The organism is Achromobacter sp. EB05, assembly GCF_044232075.1.
In the GTDB taxonomy this organism is placed as follows: domain Bacteria; phylum Pseudomonadota; class Gammaproteobacteria; order Burkholderiales; family Burkholderiaceae_B; genus Achromobacter; species Achromobacter dolens.
Map to the genome: position 1 here is coordinate 5021926 of NZ_CP155917.1, position 19949 is coordinate 5041874.

General features: G+C 70.4%; 22 protein-coding genes. 14 read left to right on the forward strand and 8 right to left on the reverse strand.

All coding sequences use genetic code 11. The annotated features are described in order from the left end of the window. Positions 1 to 78: 78 nt before the first annotated feature. Entirely contained in the window at positions 79 to 1209 is a 1131-nt protein-coding gene (locus AAID08_RS22935) for a class I SAM-dependent methyltransferase (RefSeq protein WP_054500959.1), read from the forward strand. A 57-nt stretch (positions 1210 to 1266) separates the two neighbouring features. Here the strand turns inward: AAID08_RS22935 and AAID08_RS22940 are convergent, their stop codons facing one another. The 3 genes from AAID08_RS22940 to AAID08_RS22950 are packed head-to-tail and all read right to left on the reverse strand — an operon-like array spanning position 1267 to position 3086. Beyond that, a complete protein-coding gene (locus AAID08_RS22940) occupies positions 1267 to 1956 on the reverse strand; it encodes a DUF1345 domain-containing protein (RefSeq protein ID WP_395756917.1) in 690 nt (229 codons plus the stop codon). A gap of 33 nt (positions 1957 to 1989) precedes the next feature. Next, complete coding sequence (locus AAID08_RS22945) at positions 1990 to 2514, reverse strand: chromate transporter (protein WP_054428590.1); 525 nt, start codon at positions 2512 to 2514, stop codon at positions 1990 to 1992. Continuing rightward, on the reverse strand, positions 2511 to 3086 hold the full coding sequence (locus AAID08_RS22950) for a chromate transporter (RefSeq protein ID WP_054500957.1): 576 nt from the start codon (positions 3084 to 3086) through the stop codon (positions 2511 to 2513). The genes AAID08_RS22945 and AAID08_RS22950 overlap by 4 nt, the downstream gene beginning before the upstream one ends. A gap of 133 nt (positions 3087 to 3219) precedes the next feature. On the opposite strand from AAID08_RS22950, the gene AAID08_RS22955 reads away from it, so the two are divergent. From AAID08_RS22955 to AAID08_RS22970, 4 genes are all read left to right on the forward strand, one after another. Further along, positions 3220 to 4140, forward strand: coding sequence for a LysR substrate-binding domain-containing protein (locus AAID08_RS22955; RefSeq protein ID WP_054500956.1), 921 nt, complete (start codon positions 3220 to 3222; stop codon positions 4138 to 4140). Positions 4141 to 4227: 87 nt separating this feature from the next. Next, positions 4228 to 5031, forward strand: a complete 804-nt coding sequence (murI, locus tag AAID08_RS22960; protein WP_395756918.1) for a glutamate racemase — start codon at positions 4228 to 4230, stop codon at positions 5029 to 5031. A 186-nt stretch (positions 5032 to 5217) separates the two neighbouring features. Then, positions 5218 to 5643 carry a universal stress protein gene (locus AAID08_RS22965; protein ID WP_064528398.1) on the forward strand — a complete coding sequence of 142 codons (426 nt, stop codon included), beginning with the start codon at positions 5218 to 5220 and terminating at the stop codon, positions 5641 to 5643. Positions 5644 to 5653: 10 nt separating this feature from the next. Beyond that, positions 5654 to 6082 carry a universal stress protein gene (locus AAID08_RS22970; protein ID WP_054500953.1) on the forward strand — a complete coding sequence of 143 codons (429 nt, stop codon included), beginning with the start codon at positions 5654 to 5656 and terminating at the stop codon, positions 6080 to 6082. 28 nt (positions 6083 to 6110) lie between these two features. On the opposite strand, the gene AAID08_RS22975 is transcribed toward AAID08_RS22970, so the two are convergent. Genes AAID08_RS22975 through AAID08_RS22985 form a run of 3 tightly spaced genes read right to left on the reverse strand, consistent with a single transcriptional unit; the run spans position 6111 to position 8499 of the window. Continuing rightward, positions 6111 to 7493, reverse strand: coding sequence for a sensor histidine kinase (locus AAID08_RS22975; protein ID WP_175167494.1), 1383 nt, complete (start codon positions 7491 to 7493; stop codon positions 6111 to 6113). Continuing rightward, entirely contained in the window at positions 7490 to 8152 is a 663-nt protein-coding gene (locus AAID08_RS22980; protein WP_054500951.1) for a response regulator transcription factor, read from the reverse strand. The genes AAID08_RS22975 and AAID08_RS22980 overlap by 4 nt, the downstream gene beginning before the upstream one ends. Further along, positions 8152 to 8499, reverse strand: a complete 348-nt coding sequence (locus AAID08_RS22985; protein ID WP_100503429.1) for a PepSY domain-containing protein — start codon at positions 8497 to 8499, stop codon at positions 8152 to 8154. The genes AAID08_RS22980 and AAID08_RS22985 overlap by 1 nt, the downstream gene beginning before the upstream one ends. A 197-nt stretch (positions 8500 to 8696) precedes the next feature. Between AAID08_RS22985 and AAID08_RS22990 the strand changes: the two genes are divergently transcribed. The 7 genes from AAID08_RS22990 to AAID08_RS23020 all read left to right on the forward strand — a co-directional run bounded on the left by AAID08_RS22990 (position 8697) and on the right by AAID08_RS23020 (position 16336). Continuing rightward, complete coding sequence (locus tag AAID08_RS22990; RefSeq protein WP_053086021.1) at positions 8697 to 9032, forward strand: PepSY domain-containing protein; 336 nt, start codon at positions 8697 to 8699, stop codon at positions 9030 to 9032. A gap of 10 nt (positions 9033 to 9042) precedes the next feature. Next, positions 9043 to 10368: a ferric reductase-like transmembrane domain-containing protein gene (locus tag AAID08_RS22995; protein WP_395756919.1), complete on the forward strand. Its 1326-nt coding sequence runs from the start codon at positions 9043 to 9045 to the stop codon at positions 10366 to 10368. Between the two features lie 73 nt (positions 10369 to 10441). Next, positions 10442 to 11767, forward strand: a complete 1326-nt coding sequence (locus tag AAID08_RS23000) for a sorbosone dehydrogenase family protein (RefSeq protein ID WP_054500949.1) — start codon at positions 10442 to 10444, stop codon at positions 11765 to 11767. Positions 11768 to 11975: 208 nt separating this feature from the next. Continuing rightward, positions 11976 to 12428, forward strand: coding sequence for an azurin (gene azu / locus AAID08_RS23005; RefSeq protein WP_116793030.1), 453 nt, complete (start codon positions 11976 to 11978; stop codon positions 12426 to 12428). An 87-nt stretch (positions 12429 to 12515) separates the two neighbouring features. Beyond that, positions 12516 to 13220: an SDR family oxidoreductase gene (locus AAID08_RS23010; protein WP_049075685.1), complete on the forward strand. Its 705-nt coding sequence runs from the start codon at positions 12516 to 12518 to the stop codon at positions 13218 to 13220. 156 nt (positions 13221 to 13376) lie between these two features. After that, positions 13377 to 14939, forward strand: coding sequence for a DUF1800 family protein (locus AAID08_RS23015; RefSeq protein ID WP_395756920.1), 1563 nt, complete (start codon positions 13377 to 13379; stop codon positions 14937 to 14939). Then, positions 14936 to 16336 (forward strand): DUF1501 domain-containing protein, encoded by a 1401-nt coding sequence (locus AAID08_RS23020; RefSeq protein ID WP_175142583.1) that lies wholly within the window; start codon positions 14936 to 14938, stop codon positions 16334 to 16336. Before AAID08_RS23015 ends, AAID08_RS23020 begins: the two co-directional genes overlap by 4 nt. Here AAID08_RS23020 and AAID08_RS23025 read toward each other — a convergent pair. Both AAID08_RS23025 and AAID08_RS23030 read right to left on the reverse strand, forming a co-directional pair. After that, a complete protein-coding gene (locus tag AAID08_RS23025; protein WP_054500946.1) occupies positions 16293 to 17261 on the reverse strand; it encodes a tripartite tricarboxylate transporter substrate binding protein in 969 nt (322 codons plus the stop codon). The genes AAID08_RS23020 and AAID08_RS23025 overlap by 44 nt on opposite strands. A gap of 60 nt (positions 17262 to 17321) precedes the next feature. Further along, positions 17322 to 18464, reverse strand: coding sequence for a 4-oxalomesaconate tautomerase (locus tag AAID08_RS23030; protein ID WP_054417206.1), 1143 nt, complete (start codon positions 18462 to 18464; stop codon positions 17322 to 17324). A 61-nt stretch (positions 18465 to 18525) separates the two neighbouring features. Here AAID08_RS23030 and AAID08_RS23035 point away from each other — a divergent pair, with 61 nt between their 5' ends. Together AAID08_RS23035 and AAID08_RS23040 are read left to right on the forward strand one after the other, a co-directional pair. Continuing rightward, on the forward strand, positions 18526 to 19452 hold the full coding sequence (locus AAID08_RS23035) for a LysR family transcriptional regulator (protein WP_054417088.1): 927 nt from the start codon (positions 18526 to 18528) through the stop codon (positions 19450 to 19452). 9 nt (positions 19453 to 19461) lie between these two features. After that, the gene (locus tag AAID08_RS23040) at positions 19462 to 19926 is read left to right on the forward strand and encodes a GNAT family N-acetyltransferase (RefSeq protein ID WP_395756921.1); all 465 of its coding nucleotides are present in this window, start codon (positions 19462 to 19464) and stop codon (positions 19924 to 19926) included. The last annotated feature ends 23 nt before the right edge of the window (positions 19927 to 19949 follow it).

A 19949-nucleotide genomic window follows, 5' to 3' on the forward strand; every position in this document is an offset into this window, starting at 1 on the left:
CTTGTTTTCTTTTCCCCCTGGATTTCCCCGTTTCATGACCGTCCTGCCCCTGAAGCCCGCCTTGTCCGGAGCGTCCCGTTGACCCTGCCTGAACTGCATTGGACCGAGGGCGAAGCCCCGGACCAGACCCACCACACCGCCCGCTGGCGCTCGGAATCCGGCGCCACGCCGCCCAAGCGCGTGGTGCTGGCCGACGACCGCACCACGGCGGACGTGGCCTATCGCCTGGCGTGCGAAGGCGTGGGCCTGCTGTGGCGGGGCGACTTCCAGAATGCGCGCCAGTTGTTGCAGGCGATCACGCGCCGCGTCGACAAGCGCCCGCGCAAGCCGGTCGAAACCATGCTGGAGGCCTTCAACCAGCATCGCCAGATCCAGTCGCAGCGCGCCCGCATCCTCGGCATGCTGCTGATTCCGTTCGACGCCGGCCACGGCATTTCGCTGCGCCGCGCGCCGGACGCGCGGCAGGCCTGCGAAGAAGCCCACGGCCCCGCCGACGAACCGTACGTGGCGTCGCTGCGCGAACTGCTGGGCCTGATCGGCGCCTTCGAATGGCGCAAGAAAGGCGTGGAGATTCCCGCGCTGGACAACCGCATCCACCCGCACTACGGCGTGTTTTCGCCGCTGCGGGGCGAGTACATCGACCTGGTGGCGCGCACCCCGATGCCGCGCGGCAGCGTGGCCTTCGATATCGGCACCGGCACCGGCGTGCTGGCGGCGGTGCTGGCGCGCCGCGGCGGCAAGCGCGTCATCGCCACCGACATGGACCCGCGGGCGCTGGCCTGCGCCCGTGAGAACCTGGAGCGGCTGGGCCTGGCCAAACAGGTCGAGGTGGTCCAGGCCGACCTGTTCCCCGAAGGGCGGGTTTCGCTGGCGGTCTGCAACCCGCCGTGGCTGCCGGCCCGCCCCAGCTCGCCGGTCGAGCACGCGGTCTACGACCCCGACAGCCGCATGCTGCGCGGCTTCCTCAATGGGCTGACGGCGCACCTGACGCCCAACGGCGAAGGCTGGCTGATCCTGTCGGACCTGGCCGAACACCTGGGCCTGCGCACCCGCGAGCAATTGCTGGAGATGATCGAGCAGGCCGGCCTGCGCGTGGTGGAGCGCATCGACACCCGGCCCACGCACGGCCGCGCCAAGGATCCCGACGATCCCTTGTACGCGGCGCGCTCGAAGGAAGTCACGTCGCTGTGGCGGCTGGCGGCGGCCTGAGCGCGCGCCGCCCGTCGTTCGGCACATGCAGAAGCCCGGCCCCCCGGCCGGGCTTTTTCATGCCCGCCCCGCCGCGACGTTGACGCTGATGGCGATGATGAAGACGTTGAAGAAAAACGCGATGACGCTGTGCAGCAGCGCCGTGCGCCGCAGCCGGCGGCTGACGATCTGCACGTCCGACACCTGGAACGTCATGCCCAGCACCAGCGAGAAGTAGGCGAAGTCCCAGTAGTCGGGATCTTCCTTGCCTGGGAAGTCCAGGCCCTTGTGCATGCCGTTGCGGTGGCTGTAGTAGCCATGCGCATAGTGCAGCGCAAAGATCATGTTCATGTAGAGCCACGACAGCACGATGCTGGCGGCCGCCGCGATCAGGTCGGCCGCGCCTTCGAGGCCGCCCGCGGCGCGCATTTCCATCCACAGCGCCAGCATCACCAGGCAAGACAGCAGCACGCTGCTCCAGAGCACGGCGCTGCGGCCGACATCGACCTGCTGCGCCCGGATCCGCATCGTGGCGGGGGTCGCCCTGCCGAAGGCGGCGCCGGTCAGCAGCAGGAACACCAGCGCCGCAAGATCAAAGCCCAGCAGGCCCGCCCGGCTCGGCGCCAGGCCGGCGCGCCACAACCCCACCGCCCCCGCGACGAACAGCAGCCCGCACAGCACCAGGCGCCGATGCGCATGGAAGAACGGCAGCGGCGCGACGCCGGCCTGGGTCGAGTCGGTATCCGGATCCTTGACCGGCAGCGTCATGGCGGCCTCCCACGGGTGGCAAGAGCCTAAACGCTAACCGATCGCGAGCAATCCCACCAGCGCGCCGCCGAACAGCAGCCACAGCGGATGGATCCGCGTCACGCTGCCCAGCAGCGCCACCACCGCGGTAATGGCGCCCAGCAGCCAGGTGTGGGCCGATGCCTCCGTGATCAGCGCGGCGCTGGCGGCCACCAGCCCCACCGTCATCGGGAAGATGCCGGCCTGGATCACGCCGCGCCACGGGCGGTCCTTGAACCGTTCCCACAGTCCCAGGGCGATGATGGTGATGATCGAGGACGGCCCGAACTTGGCCAGGGTGGTGACCAGCATGCCGGCCCAGCCGGCCACATGCCAGCCGACCAGCGTGACCACCATCAGGTTGGGGCCGGGCGCCGCCTGCCCCAGGGCGAACAGCGCGGAAAAATCGGCGGCCGTCATCCAGCCGTGCACCTCGACGACCTGGCGCTGCATTTCGGGCAGGATGGTGTTGCCGCCGCCGAAGGCCAGCACCGACAGTTGCGAAAAGATGATGGCGAGGGCGATCAGGGTCTGGATCATCGACGTTGCCTCCAGACCAGCAGGATGCTCAGGGGCGTGAGGACCGCCATGGTGGGCAGCAGCGGAATGCGCAGCACCGCGATGGCGATGAAACAGGCCGTGGCCACCAAGCCGGCCAGCCAGTCGCGGCGCTTGAGCACCGGCACGCCGATCTTGACCGCCATCGAGATCAGCAGCCCCGCCGCCGCGGCCGCCAGGCCGGCGAACAGGTGCTGGATGTGCGGATCGTTCTGGAAGCGGTCGTAGACCATGCCCAGCAGCACCACGATGGCCGACGGCGCCAGGATCAGGCCCATCAGCGCCGCGAAGGCGCCGCGCGGGCCGCGGAACTTCATGCCCAGCGCGACCGACAGGTTGATGATGTTGCCGCCCGGCAGGAACTGGCACAGGCCCAGCAGGTCGGTGAATTCGGCCCCGGACAGCCAGCGGTGCTTTTCGACCACCATGCGGCGCGCCAATGGCAACGCGCCGCCGAAGGCCGTCAGGCCGAGCATGAGGAATCCGTAGAACAGTTGCCCGCAGGTGGGCGGTGGCCGCGTGGCGTCGGGGGAATCGGGAGCTGCTGCGTTCATTGTCTTGGGGCCGTGACCGGCCGGGAAACGCCGGCGCGCGGCGGCGCCGGGAGTGAAGGAATAGCTCGCAGCCTACTCCCGCCCAAAGATAATGTCTAATATATGACTGACTAAACATTCATATCCGTCACATATGGCATCCGTCGACTTGCGGTTGTTGCGTTATTTCCTGGCGGTGGCCGAGGAATCCCACCTGACCAAGGCGGCCGCCCGGCTGGGCATCCGCCAGCCCCCACTCAGCCAGCAGATCCGCGTGCTGGAACAGGAGCTCGGCGTCACGCTGTTCCACCGCCTGCCGCGCGGCATGGAACTGACCGAAAGCGGCCGGGCGCTGTTGGCCGACGCGCGCAGCATCCTGGCGCTGGTCGATCAGGCGGTCGACGGCGTGCGGCGGGTGTCGCTGGGCGAGGCTGGCCGGCTGACGGTCGGCTTTACCGGCTCGGCCGCCTTCCACCCGTTCGTGCCATCGGTGATCCGGCGCTTTCGCGAAAGCGCGCCGCAGGTGCGGCTGGTGCTGGAAGAAAGCAGCACCGGCGAGCTGATGGAAGACGTGCGCGCCGGCCGGGTCGACGTCGCCTTCATCCGCGGCGCGCACGGCGCCGATCGCGGCGTGGCGGTCGAGAGCGTGCTGGAGGAAACCATGCTGGCCGCCTTTCCCGCCGACCATCCGATGGTCAAGGGGCGCAGCCGCAAGCGCATCGCGCTGGCGGAGCTGGCCGAGGAATCGCTGATCCTGTACCGCCGCCACAGCGGCCCCGGCCTGTACGACGCCATCATCTCGGGCTGCCGCGCCGCGGGCTTCAGCCCGCGGGTGGCGCAGGAGGCGCCGCGCGTGCTGTCCACCCTGAGCCTGGTGGCGGCCGGCCTGGGCGTGTCGCTGGTGCCGGCCTCGCTGCGCCGGGTCAATATCGAGGGCGTGGTGTACGTCAACGTCACCGGCCCGGTGGAGCTGCGCGCCCCGCTCACCCTGATCTGGCGCGACGCGCCGCTGTCGGGCGCGACCCGCCGGTTGATCGAGGAGGTGCGCGCGCATCGCGAGACGCCGGAAGACTAGGCCCGTTCGCAGGGAAAGAAGCCTCTCGCGGTGGCGACGGGCCCCGGGCGCTACACTGGGCGCCATCCTGGCTCTCGCTGCTTGCCCATGCATGCCCCCCACCCCATAGGCGTATACGACTCCGGCGTCGGCGGACTGAGCGTGCTGCGCGCCATCCGCGAAGCGCTGCCGCGGGAACACCTGCTGTACCTGGCGGATTCCGCCCACGTGCCCTACGGCGAGAAGACCCAGGAAGCCGTGCAGCAGCGGGCGCTGGCCATCGCCGACTATTTCGTGTCGCGCCAGGCCAAGGCCATGGTGGTGGCCTGCAACACCGCCACCGCCGCCGCCATCGCGCTGCTGCGCGCCCGCCATCCAGACCTTGTCATCATCGGCGTGGAGCCGGCCATCAAGCCGGCCGCGCACCTGACGCGCAGCGGCGTGGTCGGCGTTTTCGCCACCACCGGCACGCTGGCCAGCCCCAAGTTCGCGGCGCTGGTGCGGCGCGAGGCGCCCGAGATCCGCATCCTGTTCCGGCCGTGTCCGGAATGGGTGCTGCAGGTCGAACGCGGCGAGATCGACGGCCCGGGCGCCGCCCGCGTGGTGGCGGCGCCGGTGCGCGAACTGCTGGCCCAGGGCGCCGACGCGCTGGTGCTGGGCTGCACCCATTTTCCCTTCCTGCGCGACGAGATCCAGGCCGCGGCGGGCGCGTCCATGCCCCTGCTGGAAACCGGCGGCCCGGTGGCGCGCCGCCTGCGCCATCAATTGCAGGAGCGCGGACTGCTGGCGCCGGACGGCGCCGGCTCGGTGTCGCTGGAGACGACCGGCGATGCGGCCGCGCTGGGCCGCATGGCGGCCCTGCTGCTGGGCCTGCCGGCCGAGGCGGCGCAGACGCCGGCGCGCTGGCGCTGAAGTCGCTGGCGGCCCCCCTGCCGCCGGGGCGCCCGCCGCTTGCGCACAGGCCTGATGCCGCCCCGCTCGGACGGTCCGCTTCGTTTGATTCCGCGCATCCCGCCACCGCCCATGGCGCGGGATAATTTCGTACAGTGGAGACACTGCGGCGCATCGCCGCGGCTCGCGGACAACAAGGAGACGTCGATGAAACGCATTCTGATCCCCGTGGATGGCTCGCAACACGCCGTGCACGCCGTCCGGGCAATGCTCGAGGCGCGCGGCTACGATCCGGTCGAACGGGTCGAACTGCTGACGGTGCAGATTCCCCTGCACGCAGGCAAGATCGGCCGCGGCCTGTCGCAGGCGGACATCGACGCCTACCACCAGGAAGAAGCCCAGGCCGCGCTGCGTGAAGCCAGCGCGCTGCTGACCGAGGCCGGCGTGCCGTTCGGCCAGCGCGTCGAGACCGGCGCCGCCGCGGAAACCATCGCGCGCGTGGCCGCGGAGAGCGACGCCGACGAGATCTTCATGGGTACGCGCGGACTGGGATCAGCCTCCGCGCTGTTCATGGGTTCGGTGGCCACCAAGGTCCTGCACCTCACGGACCTGCCCGTCACCCTGGTCAAGTAAGGAGACAGCCATGCTGCATATCCTCGTGCCGGTCGACGGCTCCGACAACGCCAACCGCGCCGTGCTGCATGCGCGCCAACTGGCGCAGGGCGCGCGCGACGCGCGCATCCACCTGCTCAACATCCAGACACCGCCGCAGGGGCGCGCCGGCCTGTCGCGGCTGGTCACCCAGGACATGATCGACGAATACTACGTGCGCGAAGGCCAGGAAGCCGCCGACGACGCGCGCAAGCTGCTCGACGTCACCGGCACCGACTACACCAGCCACGTCGAATTCGGCAACCCCGCGGTCGAGATCGCCCATTACGCGCAACAGCATCAATGCGCCCGCATCGTCATGGGCACGCGCGGCCATGGCGCGCTGGCCGGAATGCTGATCGGCTCGGTCGCCAACCAGGTGGTGCAACTGGCCGAGGTGCCGGTGACGCTGGTGCGCTGAGCGCCGGCCCCAGGCGTCGGCCGGTCAGCTAGGCGCCGGTCGGCAGCGCCGGCAGGATCAGCGTCACGCGCAACCCGCCCAGCGGCGATTGTCCGGCGCTGACCTCGCCGCCGTAGGTGCCGGCCAGGTCGCGCACGATATCCAGCCCCAGGCCCGAACCCGGGCGCTGCTCGTCCATGCGCACGCCGCGCTCGAAGATGCGTTCGCGCTCGCCCTCGGAAATGCCCGGGCCGTCGTCGTCGATCACGATGCGCAGGCGGTCGGGCGCATCCGCCTGGGCGCCGATCCGCACGCGCCGCGCGGCCCATTTGCAGGCGTTGTCGAGCAGGTTGCCAACCATCTCCTGCAGGTCCTGCTCCTCGCCACGGAACTCAAGCCGGTCGGGGAATTCGTCCATCTCCAGCGCCAGCCCGCGCGCCGCGTACAGACGCTGCATGACGCGCAGCAGCGCCTGCAGCGGCGCCCGCAGCGGCGCGCGTCCGCCCGCCGTGCCGGAAGCCGCCGCGGCCCGCGCGCGCGCCAGGTGGTGGTCGATCTGGCGCTGCGCCATGGCGACCTGTTCGCGCACCAGGCGGGCGAACGCGCCCTCTTCGCGCGCCGCCGCGTTGCCCAGGATGGTCAGCGGCGTCTTGACCGCGTGCGCCAGGTTGCCGGCCTGGGTGCGCGCCCGTTGCACGATATCGGCGTTGACCGCCAGGACGCGGTTGAAATCGTCGACCAGCGGTTGGATCTCGCTGGGAAAACGGCCCTCGATCCGCACGCTGTTGCGGCCCTGCTGCGCGGCGAGCTGGCGCCGCAGCCGCCCCAGGGGCCGCAGCCCCACCGCCACCTGCACCACCGCCGCCGCCACCATTCCGGCCGCGAGCGCGCCGAGCGACCACAGCAGCATGTGGTCGAAGCGTTCGATCGGTTCGGCCAGCACCGCGCGGTCGGCGGCCACCACCAGGCGCAGCGAACCGGCGTCGCTGTCCTCGGGCTTGAGCAGGCGCGTCAGCGCGCTCAGGCGGTGATTCTCGGGCCCGGCGATGTCGTGAAGGCCGTCGGCGTCGTCGGCCGCAGGCAGCGCCAACACCTGGTCCCACAGCGAGCGCGAGCGCGCCACGCCCGCGGCCACCACGCGGCCGCTGTCATCGAGGCGGTCGATCTGCCAATACAGGCCCGACAGCGGCTGCTCCAGGCGCGGGTCGCTCAGCGGCGAGGCCACCGTCGGGCGGCCGTCCGGCGCCACGCTGACCGCCGCCGTCAACTGGTTCATGTGCAGCGCCAGTTCGGTCCGCAGTTGTTCGGTGATGTGCTGGCGGAACAGGTTGCCCAGCCCCCATCCGGCCAGCACGACGATCGCCGCGATCCAGGCGAGCGTGCCGGCCAGCATGCGCCAGCGCAGCGACCCCGGCGCGCGCGGCGACGTCATGAGGTACAGGCGAGCCGGTAGCCGAGCCCGCGCACGGTCTCGATGGTGTCGGCCGGCAGCTTCTTGCGCAGGCGGCCGATGAACACGTCGATGGTGTTGGAATCGCGATCGTGGTCCTGCGCGTAGATGTGTTCGATCAGCTCGCCGCGCGAGACCACCTCGCCGGCGCGCTGCATCAGCACCGCCAGCACCTTGAATTCATGGCTGGTGAGGTTCAGCGGCTGGCCATCGACCGTGGCGCGGGCCAGCCGCGTGTCGAGCATCAGCGGGCCGCAGCGCCATTGCGCGCTGGCGTGGTGGCTGTGGCGGCGCAACAGCGCCCGCACGCGCGCCAGCAGTTCTTCCATGTGAAAAGGCTTGGTCAGGTAGTCGTCGGCGCCGGCGTCGATGCCGGCGACCTTTTCGTGCCAGTTGGATCGCGCCGTCAGGATCAGCACCGGCATGCCGCGTCCGGCCGCGCGCCACTGCTTGAGCACGGTCAGGCCGTCCATCACCGGCAGCCCCAGGTCCAGCACCACCACGTCGTAGGTCTCGACCTCGCCCATGTAGTGGGCGGTGCCGCCGTCGGCCGCCGTGTCGACGGTGTAGCCGCCGTGGCGCAGCGCCTCGGCCAGTTGCGACGCCAGGGTCGGTTCGTCTTCGACGACAAGTATGCGCATCAGTGTCGGTTCCGGAATTGGATGTCGCGCCCCTTCATGCCCAGCACGGCGCCGTCGCGCGCATCGATCTTCAGCTTGACCAGATTGCCGCCGGGCTGCAGCAGGCGGATCTCGTACAGGAAGAGGCCGTCATCCTCCTCGAATTCCACCTTGACCACCTGGCCGGGGTAGTCGCGCTCGACGATATCGAGCACGGACCGCAACGGCAGCACCTTGCCGGCCTGCAGGGCCTGGCGCGCCTGTTCATGGTCGCTTTCGTCGGCGCGGCCGGCGCCGGGCCCGACGGCCAGCGCCAGGGCCAGCGCAAGGCCGGTCAGCCAGATTCCGATACGAAGGCGTGCGGTCATGGGGATTCCGTCGGGCGGTCGCGTCCAGGGTAACCCGGCGCGCGGGGGAAAAACAGGGGAATGCAAGCGTCTCATTTATAGCGTGTCGAACATGAACGGCGGGTGAATGACGGCTTCAGAACGGGTTCATGCGCCCCCCCGAATAATGACGTCATGGCCGATCCACGGCCCCACTTCGACCTTCAGGAGAAAACCGCATGAACCCGATCCGCAAGACCCTGACCGCCCTGGCCATCGGCGCCGCCACCCTCACCGGCGCCGCCGCGCTGGCGCAGACCGCGCCGCAACCGGCCCCGGCCGCGCCGGCGCCCGCCGCGACCGCGCCCGCCCAGGCCGCGCCCGCCGCGCAGATCCTGACCGTGCGCCAGATCTACGACGTGCTGACCGCCGCCGGCTATCGCAACATCACCGAGATCGAACTGGAGCATCACCGCGGCTACGACGTCAAGGCCGACAACCCGCAAGGCCAGCGTGTGAAGCTGCGCGTCGATGCGCAGACCGGCGCGGTGCTGCGCAGCCGCATCAAGGACTGAGGCAAATGCCATGAAAACCCGTACCGCCCTGGGACTGTTCCTGCTCGCGCTGACCGGCGCCTGGGCCGTCGACGCCCTCCTGCTGCAACCGGCGGCCTCGGCCGCCTGGCCCTGGGTGCTGCGCCAACAGGCGCTGTACCTGACGGGCGTCTGGTCCATCGGCCTGATGTCGCTGATCATGCTGCTGGCCTTGCGTCCAGCCTGGCTGGAGGGACCGCTGGGCGGCATGGACAAAGTCTACCGGCTGCACAAATGGGCCGGCATCCTGGCCATCGGCGCCGGCGCCGCGCATTGGCTGGTCAAGCTGGCCAGCACGCCGCTGAAGGCGCTGGTCGGCGCCGAGGGCCGGCCGGCGCGCGACGCGGTGCTGGCCATGCTGGCGGATTCGCGCGGATTGGCCAAGGACCTGGGCGAATGGACGATCTACGCGCTGCTGGCCATGCTGGTCATCACGCTGTGGCGCCGCTTTCCTTACCATGCCTGGCGCATCATCCACCGCGCCATGCCGCTGGCCTACCTGATACTGGTGTTCCATACCCTGGCGTTGGCGCCGGCCTATTACTGGACCGGGCCGACCGGCGTGCTGCTGCTGCCGCTGATGGCGGGCGGCGCCTGGGCCGCCGTGCTGTCGCTGGCCGGCCGCATCGGCCAGGGCCGGCGCGCCGCCGGCCGCGTGACGGCGCTGGCGCAACGTCCGGGGGGCATTCTCGAAGTCACTTGTGAACTCGATGCGCGCTGGCCCGGCCACACCGCCGGCCAGTTCGCCTTCGTCACCTTCGACCGGCGCGAGGGCGCGCACCCGTTCACCATCGCCAGCGCGCCGCACCCCGGATGCCGCGACGTGACGTTCGAGATCAAGGCGCTGGGCGATTACACCAGGCGGCTGGCCTCCACGTTGCGCGAAGGCGCGCCCGTCACGGTGGAAGGCCCTTACGGCCGCTTCGCGCGCCACGCCGCTGGCCCGCAGGTATGGGTGGCGGGCGGCATCGGCGTCACGCCTTTCCTGGCGTGGCTGGAGGCGGCCCGCGAGGAGCCCGGCCGCATGCCGCCCGTCTGGCTGCACTACTGCGTGCGCGATGGCGAGGCCGACCCGTTCGTTGAGGTGCTGCGGCAACGCTGCGCCGCGCTGGACAACGTCACGCTCCAGGTGCACAGCGCCGCCGCCGGCCAGCGGCTGGATGCCGCCGCGCTGGCGCAGGGCGAAGTGGCCGCCGGTCGTGTCGGCGAGGTCTGGTATTGCGGGCCCGCCGGGCTGGCGACCGCGCTGCGCAAGGGCCTGCGTCGGCTGGGACGCGGCGACGTCCGCTGGCATCAGGAAGCGTTCGACATGCGCTGAATGCGGCAGCGCGAAAGTCCGCGCCGCCCCGTCGTATGATGGGAGCCTGCCAATCCGCGCCGGGAGCCGGGCCATGCGAATTCGATACCTGTTGGCGGCGTTGGTCGCGTCCGCCGGGCTGGTGGCCGCCTGCGGCGAAGTCGCGCGCCTGCCGGTCGAGGCCGGCATGGGTCCGCGGCCCGAACTGCCCGCGCCCAATACCACCCTCATTCCCACCGTCAACACGGCCAAGGCGGTAGGCTGGAGCGAGACCGGCCTGCCGACCCCTGCCAGCGGCCTGGCGGTCACCGCCTACGCGCGCGGCCTGGACCACCCGCGCTGGCTGTACGTGCTGCCCAACGGCGACGTGCTGGTGGCCGAGACCAATGCGCCGCCCAAGCCGCCAGAGGCCTCCGGCGGCATCAAGGACTGGGCCGCCGGCATCGTCATGAAGCGCGCCGGCGCGCGCACGCCCAGCGCCAACCGCATCACCCTGCTGCGCGGCCTGACGCCCGATGGCGCGGCGCAGATGCGCAGCGTGTTCCTGGAAGGCCTGAATTCGCCCTTCGGCATGGCGCTCGTCGGCGACCAGTTGTACATCGCCAATGCCGACGCGGTGCTGCGGTTTCCGTACCAGGCCGGCCAGACCCGCATCGACGCGCCCGGCGTCAAGGTGACCGACCTGCCCTCAGGCCGCAACCATCACTGGACCAAGAACCTCATCGCCAGCGCCGACGGCGCCAAGCTGTATGCGACGGTCGGCTCGAACAGCAACGTCGCGGAGAACGGCATGGCGGAAGAGGAAGGCCGCGCCGCCATCTGGGAAATCGACGTCGCCAGCGGCGCCAAACGGCTCTACGCCAGCGGCCTGCGCAATCCGGTGGGCATGGCCTGGGGGCCGGACGGCAAGACGCTGTGGACTGCCGTAAACGAACGCGACGAACTGGGCAGCGACCTGGTGCCCGACTACATGACCTCGGTGCGCGACGGCGGCTTCTATGGCTGGCCGTACAGCTATTTCGGCCAGCACGTCGACACCCGGGTCAAGCCGCCGCGCCCCGACCTGGTGGCGCAGGCGATCGTGCCCGACTACGCGCTGGGGCCGCATACCGCCTCGCTCGGGCTGGCCTGGTCCGGCGGCGCCAGGCTGCCGGCGCCGTTCATCCACGGCATGTTCGTCGGCCAGCACGGCTCGTGGAACCGCGACCCGCGCAGCGGCTACAAAGTCATCTTCGTGCCGTTCACCGGCACGCGCGCGGACGGCCAGCCGCAAGACGTGCTGACGGGATTTTTGGACGACGCGGGCCAGGCGCGCGGCCGGCCCGTGGGCGTGGCGCTGGACCGCCAGGGCGCGCTGCTGGTGGCCGATGATGTCGGCAATGCTATCTGGCGCGTCACCGCCGCGGACGCCGCCCGCTGAACCGCGGCATCGCGGGAAAACGCGGAAAAACGGCGCAAGCGGGACCCTGCCACGCAATTCGGTAACGCCCGCTTGCGTTGCGTCAAACCCCTTGCGGGCCCGCCCGCGCCACGAGGAGTAGACTGGGGCGAGAATAGCGCAACGGCCGCGCGGCTCGCGTCCCGCGACGCGCGCGGCTCCACTCCCCTCGATCCCTGGAGGCATGAACATGCTGTTGAAGAATCTCTGCGCCGCGACCATCCTGACCCTGGCCTCGGCCCCCGTGCTGGCGGCCGAATGCTCGGTCGATATCGCCGGCAACGACCAGATGCAGTTCGACAAGAAGGAAATCACGGTCAGCAAGAGCTGCAAGCAGTTCACCGTGAACCTCAAGCACCCGGGCACCCTGGCCAAGAACGTCATGGGCCACAACTGGGTGCTGACCAAGCAGGCCGACATGCAGGGCGCCGTCAACGACGGCATGGCCGCCGGCCTGGACAACAACTACGTCAAGAAGGACGACGCCCGCGTCATCGCCCACACCAAGGTGATCGGCGGCGGCGAGACCGATTCGGTCACCTTCGACGTCAGCAAGCTGGCCGCCGGCCAGGACTATGCCTACTTCTGCTCGTTCCCCGGCCACTTCGCGCTGATGAAGGGCGTGCTCAAGCTGGTCGACTGATCGCCCCTGCCGGCCTCGCGGGATCTGCGCGGGGCCGCCGCGCCCGCCCCTACAATGGCCGTTTTCCGACACCCTGGGGAACGACGCATGAGCACGGATAAAGTGGCAATCATCACCGCCGGCGGCAGCGGCATGGGCGCGGCGGCGGCGCGCAAACTGGCGGCCGACGGCTACCGCGTGGCGATCCTGTCCTCGTCCGGCAAGGGCGAGGCGCTGGCCGCCGAGCTGGGCGGCCTGGGCGTGACCGGTTCGAACCGCTCGCCCGAGGACCTGGCGCGGCTGGTGGACGCGACCCTGCAGAAGTGGGGCCGCGTCGACGCCGTGGTCAACAGCGCCGGCCACGGCCCCAAGGGCCCGCTGCTGGAAATCAGCGACGACGACTGGCACCTGGGCATGGAGTTCTACCTGCTCAACGTGGTGCGCATCGCGCGCCTGGTGGCGCCGGTCATGAAGCAGCAGAAAACCGGCGCCATCGTCAACATCTCGACCTACGCCACCTTCGAGCCGGAGGCGCTGTTCCCCACGTCCGGCGTGTTCCGCGCCGGCCTGGCCGCGTTCACCAAGGTGTTCGCGGACGAATACGCCGAACACAACGTGCGCATGAACAACGTGCTGCCCGGCTTCATCGACAGCCTGCCGGAAAAGGAAGACCGGCGCGCGCGCATCCCGATGGGCCGCTACGGCACCGCCGAGGAAGTGGCCGACCTGATCGCCTTCCTGGCCTCCGACGCTTCCTCCTACATCACCGGGCAGAACATCCGCATCGACGGCGGCATCACCCGTTCGGTGTAATCCGCGCGCCCCGGCCGCCCCCCCCCCGTGCGGGGCGGCGCGCCGCTCGCGCGCGCCTCGTGAAAAAGTATTAGTCCCTCGTCCGAATGGCGGTCTTGAAGCCCCCCTGGCGCTTCGCTACCGTAGGCTTTCGCATTCGACCCCGGGGCTGCCTGCATGTCCGCGTCGCCGTCCGGAGCGGCGCCGCCCGCTTCCGCTGAAACCCGCCCGCCCACGCCCGGCCAGGCCTCGCGCTTTTTGGCGCAGGCCACCTTCGGCCCGACGCCGGCGCTGATCGACGCGGTGGTGCGCGATGGCTACGCCGGATGGCTCGACACGCAACTGGCGCTGCCGCCCTCGCAAAGCCATTTCGACTGGCTGCTGCAGCAAGGCAAGGACACCGAGGCCTACAAGGGCAACGGCATCAACGCGCCGCTGGAATCGACGCTGTGGCGCAAGTTCATCAGCGCGGAAGATCAGGTGCGCACCCGGGTGGCGTTCGCGCTGTCGGAGATCTTCGTGGTCGGGGTGGCGTCGATCACCGCCAACTGGCCGCTGTTCGGCGCCGCCGGCTTCATGGACCTGCTGGTCGAGCATGCCTTCGGCAACTACCGGGACCTGCTCACCGCCGTCACGCGCAATCTGTCGATGGGCTGCATGCTGACCTATCGCGGCAACCGCAAGGAAGACCCGCGCACCGGCCGCCATCCCGACGAGAACTATGCGCGCGAGGTGATGCAGTTGTTCAGCATCGGCCTGGTCGAACTGAACCGCGACGGCACGCCGCGGCTGGTGAACGGCGCCCCCGTGGAGACCTACGACAATGCCGACGTGCAGGGACTGGCCAAGGTCTTCACCGGCTGGGACCTGGACGGGCCGGAGACCGACGTGCAGTTCCACCGCCGTCCGATGGCGCTCAATCCGGCGCTGCATTCGCTGGCCGAAAAGCGCTTCCTGGGCGCGGTGATCCCGCCCGGCACCGACGGCCACCTGTCGCTCAAGCGCGCGATGGAAGTGATCAGCGCGCATCCGAACGTCGGGCCGTTCATCGGCACGCAACTGATCCAGCGGCTGGTCACCAGCAATCCCAGTCCGGCCTACGTCGAGCGGGTGGCGACGGTGTTCGACGACGACGGCCATGGCGCGCGCGGCAATCTCAAGGCAGTGGTGCGCGCCATCCTGCTGGACGACGAAGCGCGCCACCCCGACCTGTCGGCGCCCGGCTGGGGCAAGGTGCGCGAGCCCATCCTGCGCTTTTCCGGCTGGGCGCGCGCCTTCGGCGCCACCTCCACCAACGGCGCCTGGGCCATGCCCGACACCACCGACAACACCATCCGGCTGGCGCAGAGCCCGATGCGCTCGTCCAGCGTTTTCAATTTCTTCCGGCCGCGCTACACGCCCCCCGTCACCGAGCTGGCGCGGCGCGGCCTGGTGGCGCCGGAACTGCAGATCACCGATGAAACCAGCATCGCCGGCTACCTGAACTTCGTGGCCATCTACGTCGATCGCGGCTGGGAAGACCTGCAGACGCCGTACACCGCCGAGATCGCGCTGGCCGCCGACGCCGACGCGCTGGTGGCGCGCATCGTGCTGCTGCTGGCGGGCGACGCCTTCAGCGCGGCGACGGCGCAGGCCATCGCGCAGGCGGTCGACACCTTGCCGCGCGCACGGCCGCGCGACCGCGTGCGCGCCGCCATCACGCTGGTGGCGGCCAGCCCTGAATACCTGGTGCAGAAATGAAGGCCGACCGCCGCGAGTTCCTGCTGCGCGCCTGCGCCCTGGGCGCCACGCACGCGGCGGCGCCGCTGGCGCTGAACCTGGCGGCACTGGGCGCGGCGGCCGCGCAGTCGGCGCCGCCGGGAGACTACAAGGCGCTGGTGTGCGTGTTCCTGTATGGCGGCAACGATCCGTTCAACACGTTGGTGCCGTTCGACCCGGGCGCCCATCGCGCCTACGCCGCCGCGCGCACCGATATCGCGTTGCCGCGCCAGGCGCTGCAAGCCACCGCGCTACGCGGCGCCGCGCCCGCCGCCGACGGCGCGCAGTTCGCGCTCGCGCCATCGCTCGCGCCGCTGGCGCCGCTGTTCGAGCGCGGCGAGATGGCGGCGGTGCTGAACGTCGGTCCGCTGGTGGTGCCCACCAGCAAGGCGGACTACATTGGCGCGCGCGTGCCGCTGCCGCCCAAGCTGTTTTCGCACAACGACCAGCAGTCATACTGGCAGGCGCTGGCGCCGGAAGGCGCGTCCTCCGGCTGGGCCGGGCGGCTGACGGACCTGTACGCCGACATCAACGCGCAGCGCAGCTTCACCGGCATCACCGCTGGCGGCAGCACTGTGCTGCTGGCGGGCCGCCACGTCGCCGGTTACCGGGTCGGCGTGAACGGCTCGACCCGCATCGAACTGCTGACGCGCGACATGTACGGCTCCAGCGCCTGCACCGCCTTGCTGCGCCAGTTGATCACGCAGCCGCGCGAGCACCTGATGGAACGGGAAATGTCACGCATCGCGACGCAGTCGATCGATGCCGACGCGCGGCTGCGGTCGGCCTTGTCTGGCGTGGCCGTGCCGGGCGATTTCGACTCGCCGCTGGCGCAGCAGTTGAAGATCGTGGCCCGCATCATCGCGGCGCGCCAGGCCCTTGGGGCGCGGCGCCAGGTATTCTTCGTGTCGCAGAACGGCTACGACAACCACACCGGCCTGAACGACGCCCACCCGGCCCTGCTCAAGGAGCTGGGCCAGGCGCTGGCCGCCTTCCAGACGGCGCTGGCGGGCCTGGGCGTGGCGCGCCAGGTCACCACCTTCACCGCTTCGGAATTCGGCCGGACGCTGGGATCGAACGGCAACGGCTCGGACCACGGCTGGGGCGCGCATCATTTCGTGCTGGGCGGCGCCGTCAACGGCGGGCGCTACCACGGCACGCATCCGCAGATCGCGCCCGACGGCCCCGGGTTCGTGGACAACGGCCGGCTGCTGCCGACGCTGGCGGTGGAGCAACTGGGCGCGGCGCTAGGCGGCTGGTTCGGCGCCAGCCCGGACGACCTGCGGCTGGTGTTTCCGAACCTGCGCCACTTCGACGCCTCGCCCTTGGCGCTATTTACAGCGCCGCGTGAATCGTCGACGCCAGCTTCTTCCACTTGACGGCTTCGTCGCGCACGAACGCCGCCAGCTCGGCCGGCGTGCTGGTGCGCACCTCGGCGCCCTGGTCGTCGATCTTGGCGGCCACGGCCGGATCGTTGAGCGCGCCATTGAGCGCGGTGTTCAACTTGGCGACCACCTGCGGATCGGCGTTGGCGGGCGCGAACACCGCGTACCACTGCGCCACGTCCACGCCCGGCACGCCAAGCTCGGCCAGCGTCGGCATGTCGGGCAGCACCTTGGCGCGGCGCGTGCCGGCCACGCCCAGCGCGCGGATCTTGCCCGACTTCAGGTGCGGATAGGCGCTGAACAGGCTGGGGAACATGACCTGGGTGACGCCGGCCAGCGTGTCCGTCATGGCGGGGGCCGAGCCCTTGTAGGGAATCTCCAGCATGGCCGCGCCGGTGGCGCGGTTGAACAGCTCGCCCGCCACCGCCGGCGCCGTGCCCGGGCCGGCCGAGGCGTAGCTCAGGCCGTCGGGGTGGGCCTGGCCATACTTGAGCAAGCCCGGCACGTCCTGCACGCCGATGCTGCTGGACACCACCATGAGCGTGGGCGAGTCGGCCACCATGCCGATGGCGGTGAAGTCGCGCACCGGATCGTAGTTGAGCTTCTGCAGCGCGGGGTTGATGCCGTGCGTGCCGATGTAGCCCAGCATCAGGGTGTAGCCGTCGGCCGGCTGGCGCGCCACGTAGTCGGCGGCGATGGCGCCCTGCGCGCCGGGCTTGTTGACCACGATGACGGTCTGGCCCAGCAGTTCGCCCATCTTCTGCCCGATCACGCGGGCCAGGGTGTCATTGCCGCCGCCGGCGGCGGTGGGCACCACCATGGTGATGGCGCGTTCGGGGAATTCGGCGTGGACGGCCGGGCTGGCCAGGGCCAGGCAAAGCGCGGCGGCACCCAGCGTGCCGCGAGTGGGGAAAACCATGTCATGTCTCCTGATGGTTCTGTTGGCGGTCTCTGCGGACCGCTGCGTCTCGAGTCTTTTTTATGCCGCCACCGGCTGGCGCGAGGCCAGCCGGGCGCGGGCGTCCTGCTCCTGCCGCGCCGCGCCGTAGCGCCCCGGCACATAGAGCAGGCCCTTCATGATCTTGCGCGCGGTGCGCACCAGGCCGGCGGCCTGTACCTCGCCGCTGGCGTCATCCAGCTTCACGTCGATGTCCATGCCGCCCGACGGGTGTTCGATGCGCACGCCGCGGTAGCCCGGCCGCGGCGCCGGGCCGCCGCAATCATGCGCCACCGTGCCAGGCATGAGGAAGGCGGCCGCCACGCCCACCGCGCCGGTGGCGGCATGGGCGCGATGGCAGGCATGCGGCGTGAAGTAGCGCGAGCGCAGCGACAGGACGGCGGCATCGCTGCCCGGCGCCAGCAGCACCGGCTTGGGGATGACGCTGTCCGACACGTCGCCCAGGCCCATGCGGGCGCCGGCTTCGCGACGGATGCGTTCCAGGCGCGCCAGCAGCGCGACGTTGGCGTCCAGCTCGGCGGGCGATTCGTCGCCACGCAGGCCGAAGTCGGCGGCGCGCAGCAACACCATCGGCATGGCGGCGTCGATCAGCGTGGCGGCCACGCCGTCCACCTTCTCCTGGCGCTGTCCGGTCGGGAACAGGCGGCCGGTGACCGCCCCCCAGGCGTCGAGGAAATTCAGGCGCACGGGCGCGGCGGCGCCCGGCACGCCGTCGATGCGCGCCTCGCCTTCATAGGTCAGGCGGCCGCCCGGCGTCTGCACCACGGCCTCGATCACGGCGCCCGTGTTGACGTTGTGCACCCGCACCGAGGTTTCGCCGTCGGCCGCGGCGATCAGGCCCTCGTCGATGGCGAAGGGCGCGGCGCCCGACAGCATGTTGCCGCAGTTGGGACGGGTGTCGACGCTGGCGCGGTCCACCGAGACCTGCGCGAACAGATAGTCGATATCGCAGTCGGGTCGGGTCGAGCGCGACACGATCGCGACCTTGCTGGTCAGCGAATTGCCGCCGCCCAGGCCGTCGACCTGCAGCGCGTGGGGCGAGCCCATGGCCTGCAACAGCAGCCGGTCGCGGTCGGCGGGATCGGCCGGCAGCCAGTCGCCAAGAAAAAAGGGGCCGCGGGAGGTGCCGCCGCGCATCAGTACGCAAGGGATGATCGTTTCCATGCCGTGCATTCTGCGACGACGCGGCTATTATTTGAATTGCAACTTACGGATGGATTAATGCATGGCACGCATCAATTTCGATTTACAGGAATTGCAGGCCTTCGTGGCCGTGGCCGAGCGCGCCAGTTTCCGCGCCGCCGCCGAAGACCTGAACCTGTCACAGCCCGCGCTGAGCCGCCGCATCGACAAGCTGGAGGATCTGCTGGGCGCGCGCCTGCTGGAACGCACCACGCGCCGCGTGGCGCTGACGCACGTCGGCCGCATCTTCCTGGAACGGGCGCGCGGCGCCATCGACGAACTGGAACGCGCGGTGCTCAGCATCGGCGACCTGGCGGCGCAGCGCGGCGGGCTGGTGACCGTGGCCTGCGTGCCGTCGGTGGCCTACTACTTCCTGCCCGCCATCATCCATGACTACGCCGAGCGCTTTCCTCGGATACGGGTCCGCATCATCGACGAGACCGCCCACACCGTGCTCAACAGCGTGGTGACCGGCCGCGCCGACTTCGGCATCAGTTTTTTCGGCACCCAGGAGCCCGACGTGGATTTCAAGGCGGTGCTGCGCGAGGACTTCGTGCTGGCGGTGCGGCGCGACCATCCGCTGGCCGCGCGCCGCAGCGTGTCGTGGGAGGAACTGTCGCAGGAACGCTTCATGACCGTGGCCAAGGAGAGCGGCAACCGCCTGCTGATCGACGACGCGCTGGCCAAGAGCGGCAAGCGCACCGTCAGCGCCTTCGAGGTCAGCCATGTCATGACGCTGCTGGGGCTGGTGGAGGCGGGCCTGGGCGTGGCGGCGGTGCCGCAGTTGGCGATGCCGCCGGCCGGCCACGCCACCCTGGCCGGCGTCAAGCTCGAACATCCGCGCGTCACCCGCAGCCTGGGGCTGATCTCGCGCCGGGGCCGCCCCCTGGCGCCAGCGGCGCAACAGCTCTATAACCTTATCCACCAGGCCGGCAAGAGCGCCAAGCGTGGCCCCTCCAAGCAACCCTGAAGCCGCACCATGAGCCCCCAATCCCTGGCATTGCAAGCCGCCACCGAAGACGACCTGCCTTTCCTGCTGGCGCTGCGCAAGGCGACCATGACCGAACACCTGGCGCGCGTTGACGCACCGCGGGACGATGCGCACCACCTGGCGCGCGTCCGTTATCACTTCGACGACGCCCAGATCGTCTGGCTGCACGGCCGCCCGGCGGGCCTGTTCAAGACCTTCCGCGATCCGGCCGGCTGGCGCGTCGTGCAGATCCAGATCGACCCGGCCTTCCAGGGCCAGGGGCTGGGCCGGCGCCTGCTGGCCGGCCTGCTGCGGCAGGCGGACGACGAAGGCGCCCCGGTCACCCTGTCCGTCCTGAAGGGCAACCCCGCCCGCCGGCTCTACGAGTCGCTGGGCTTCATTCCCGTGGAGGAGACCGACCGGGAAATAGAAATGCGCTACGAACCCGCCCCGCCCGCCGGCGGCCACGCCTGACAGCGGCCGTCGCGAAGGGCCCG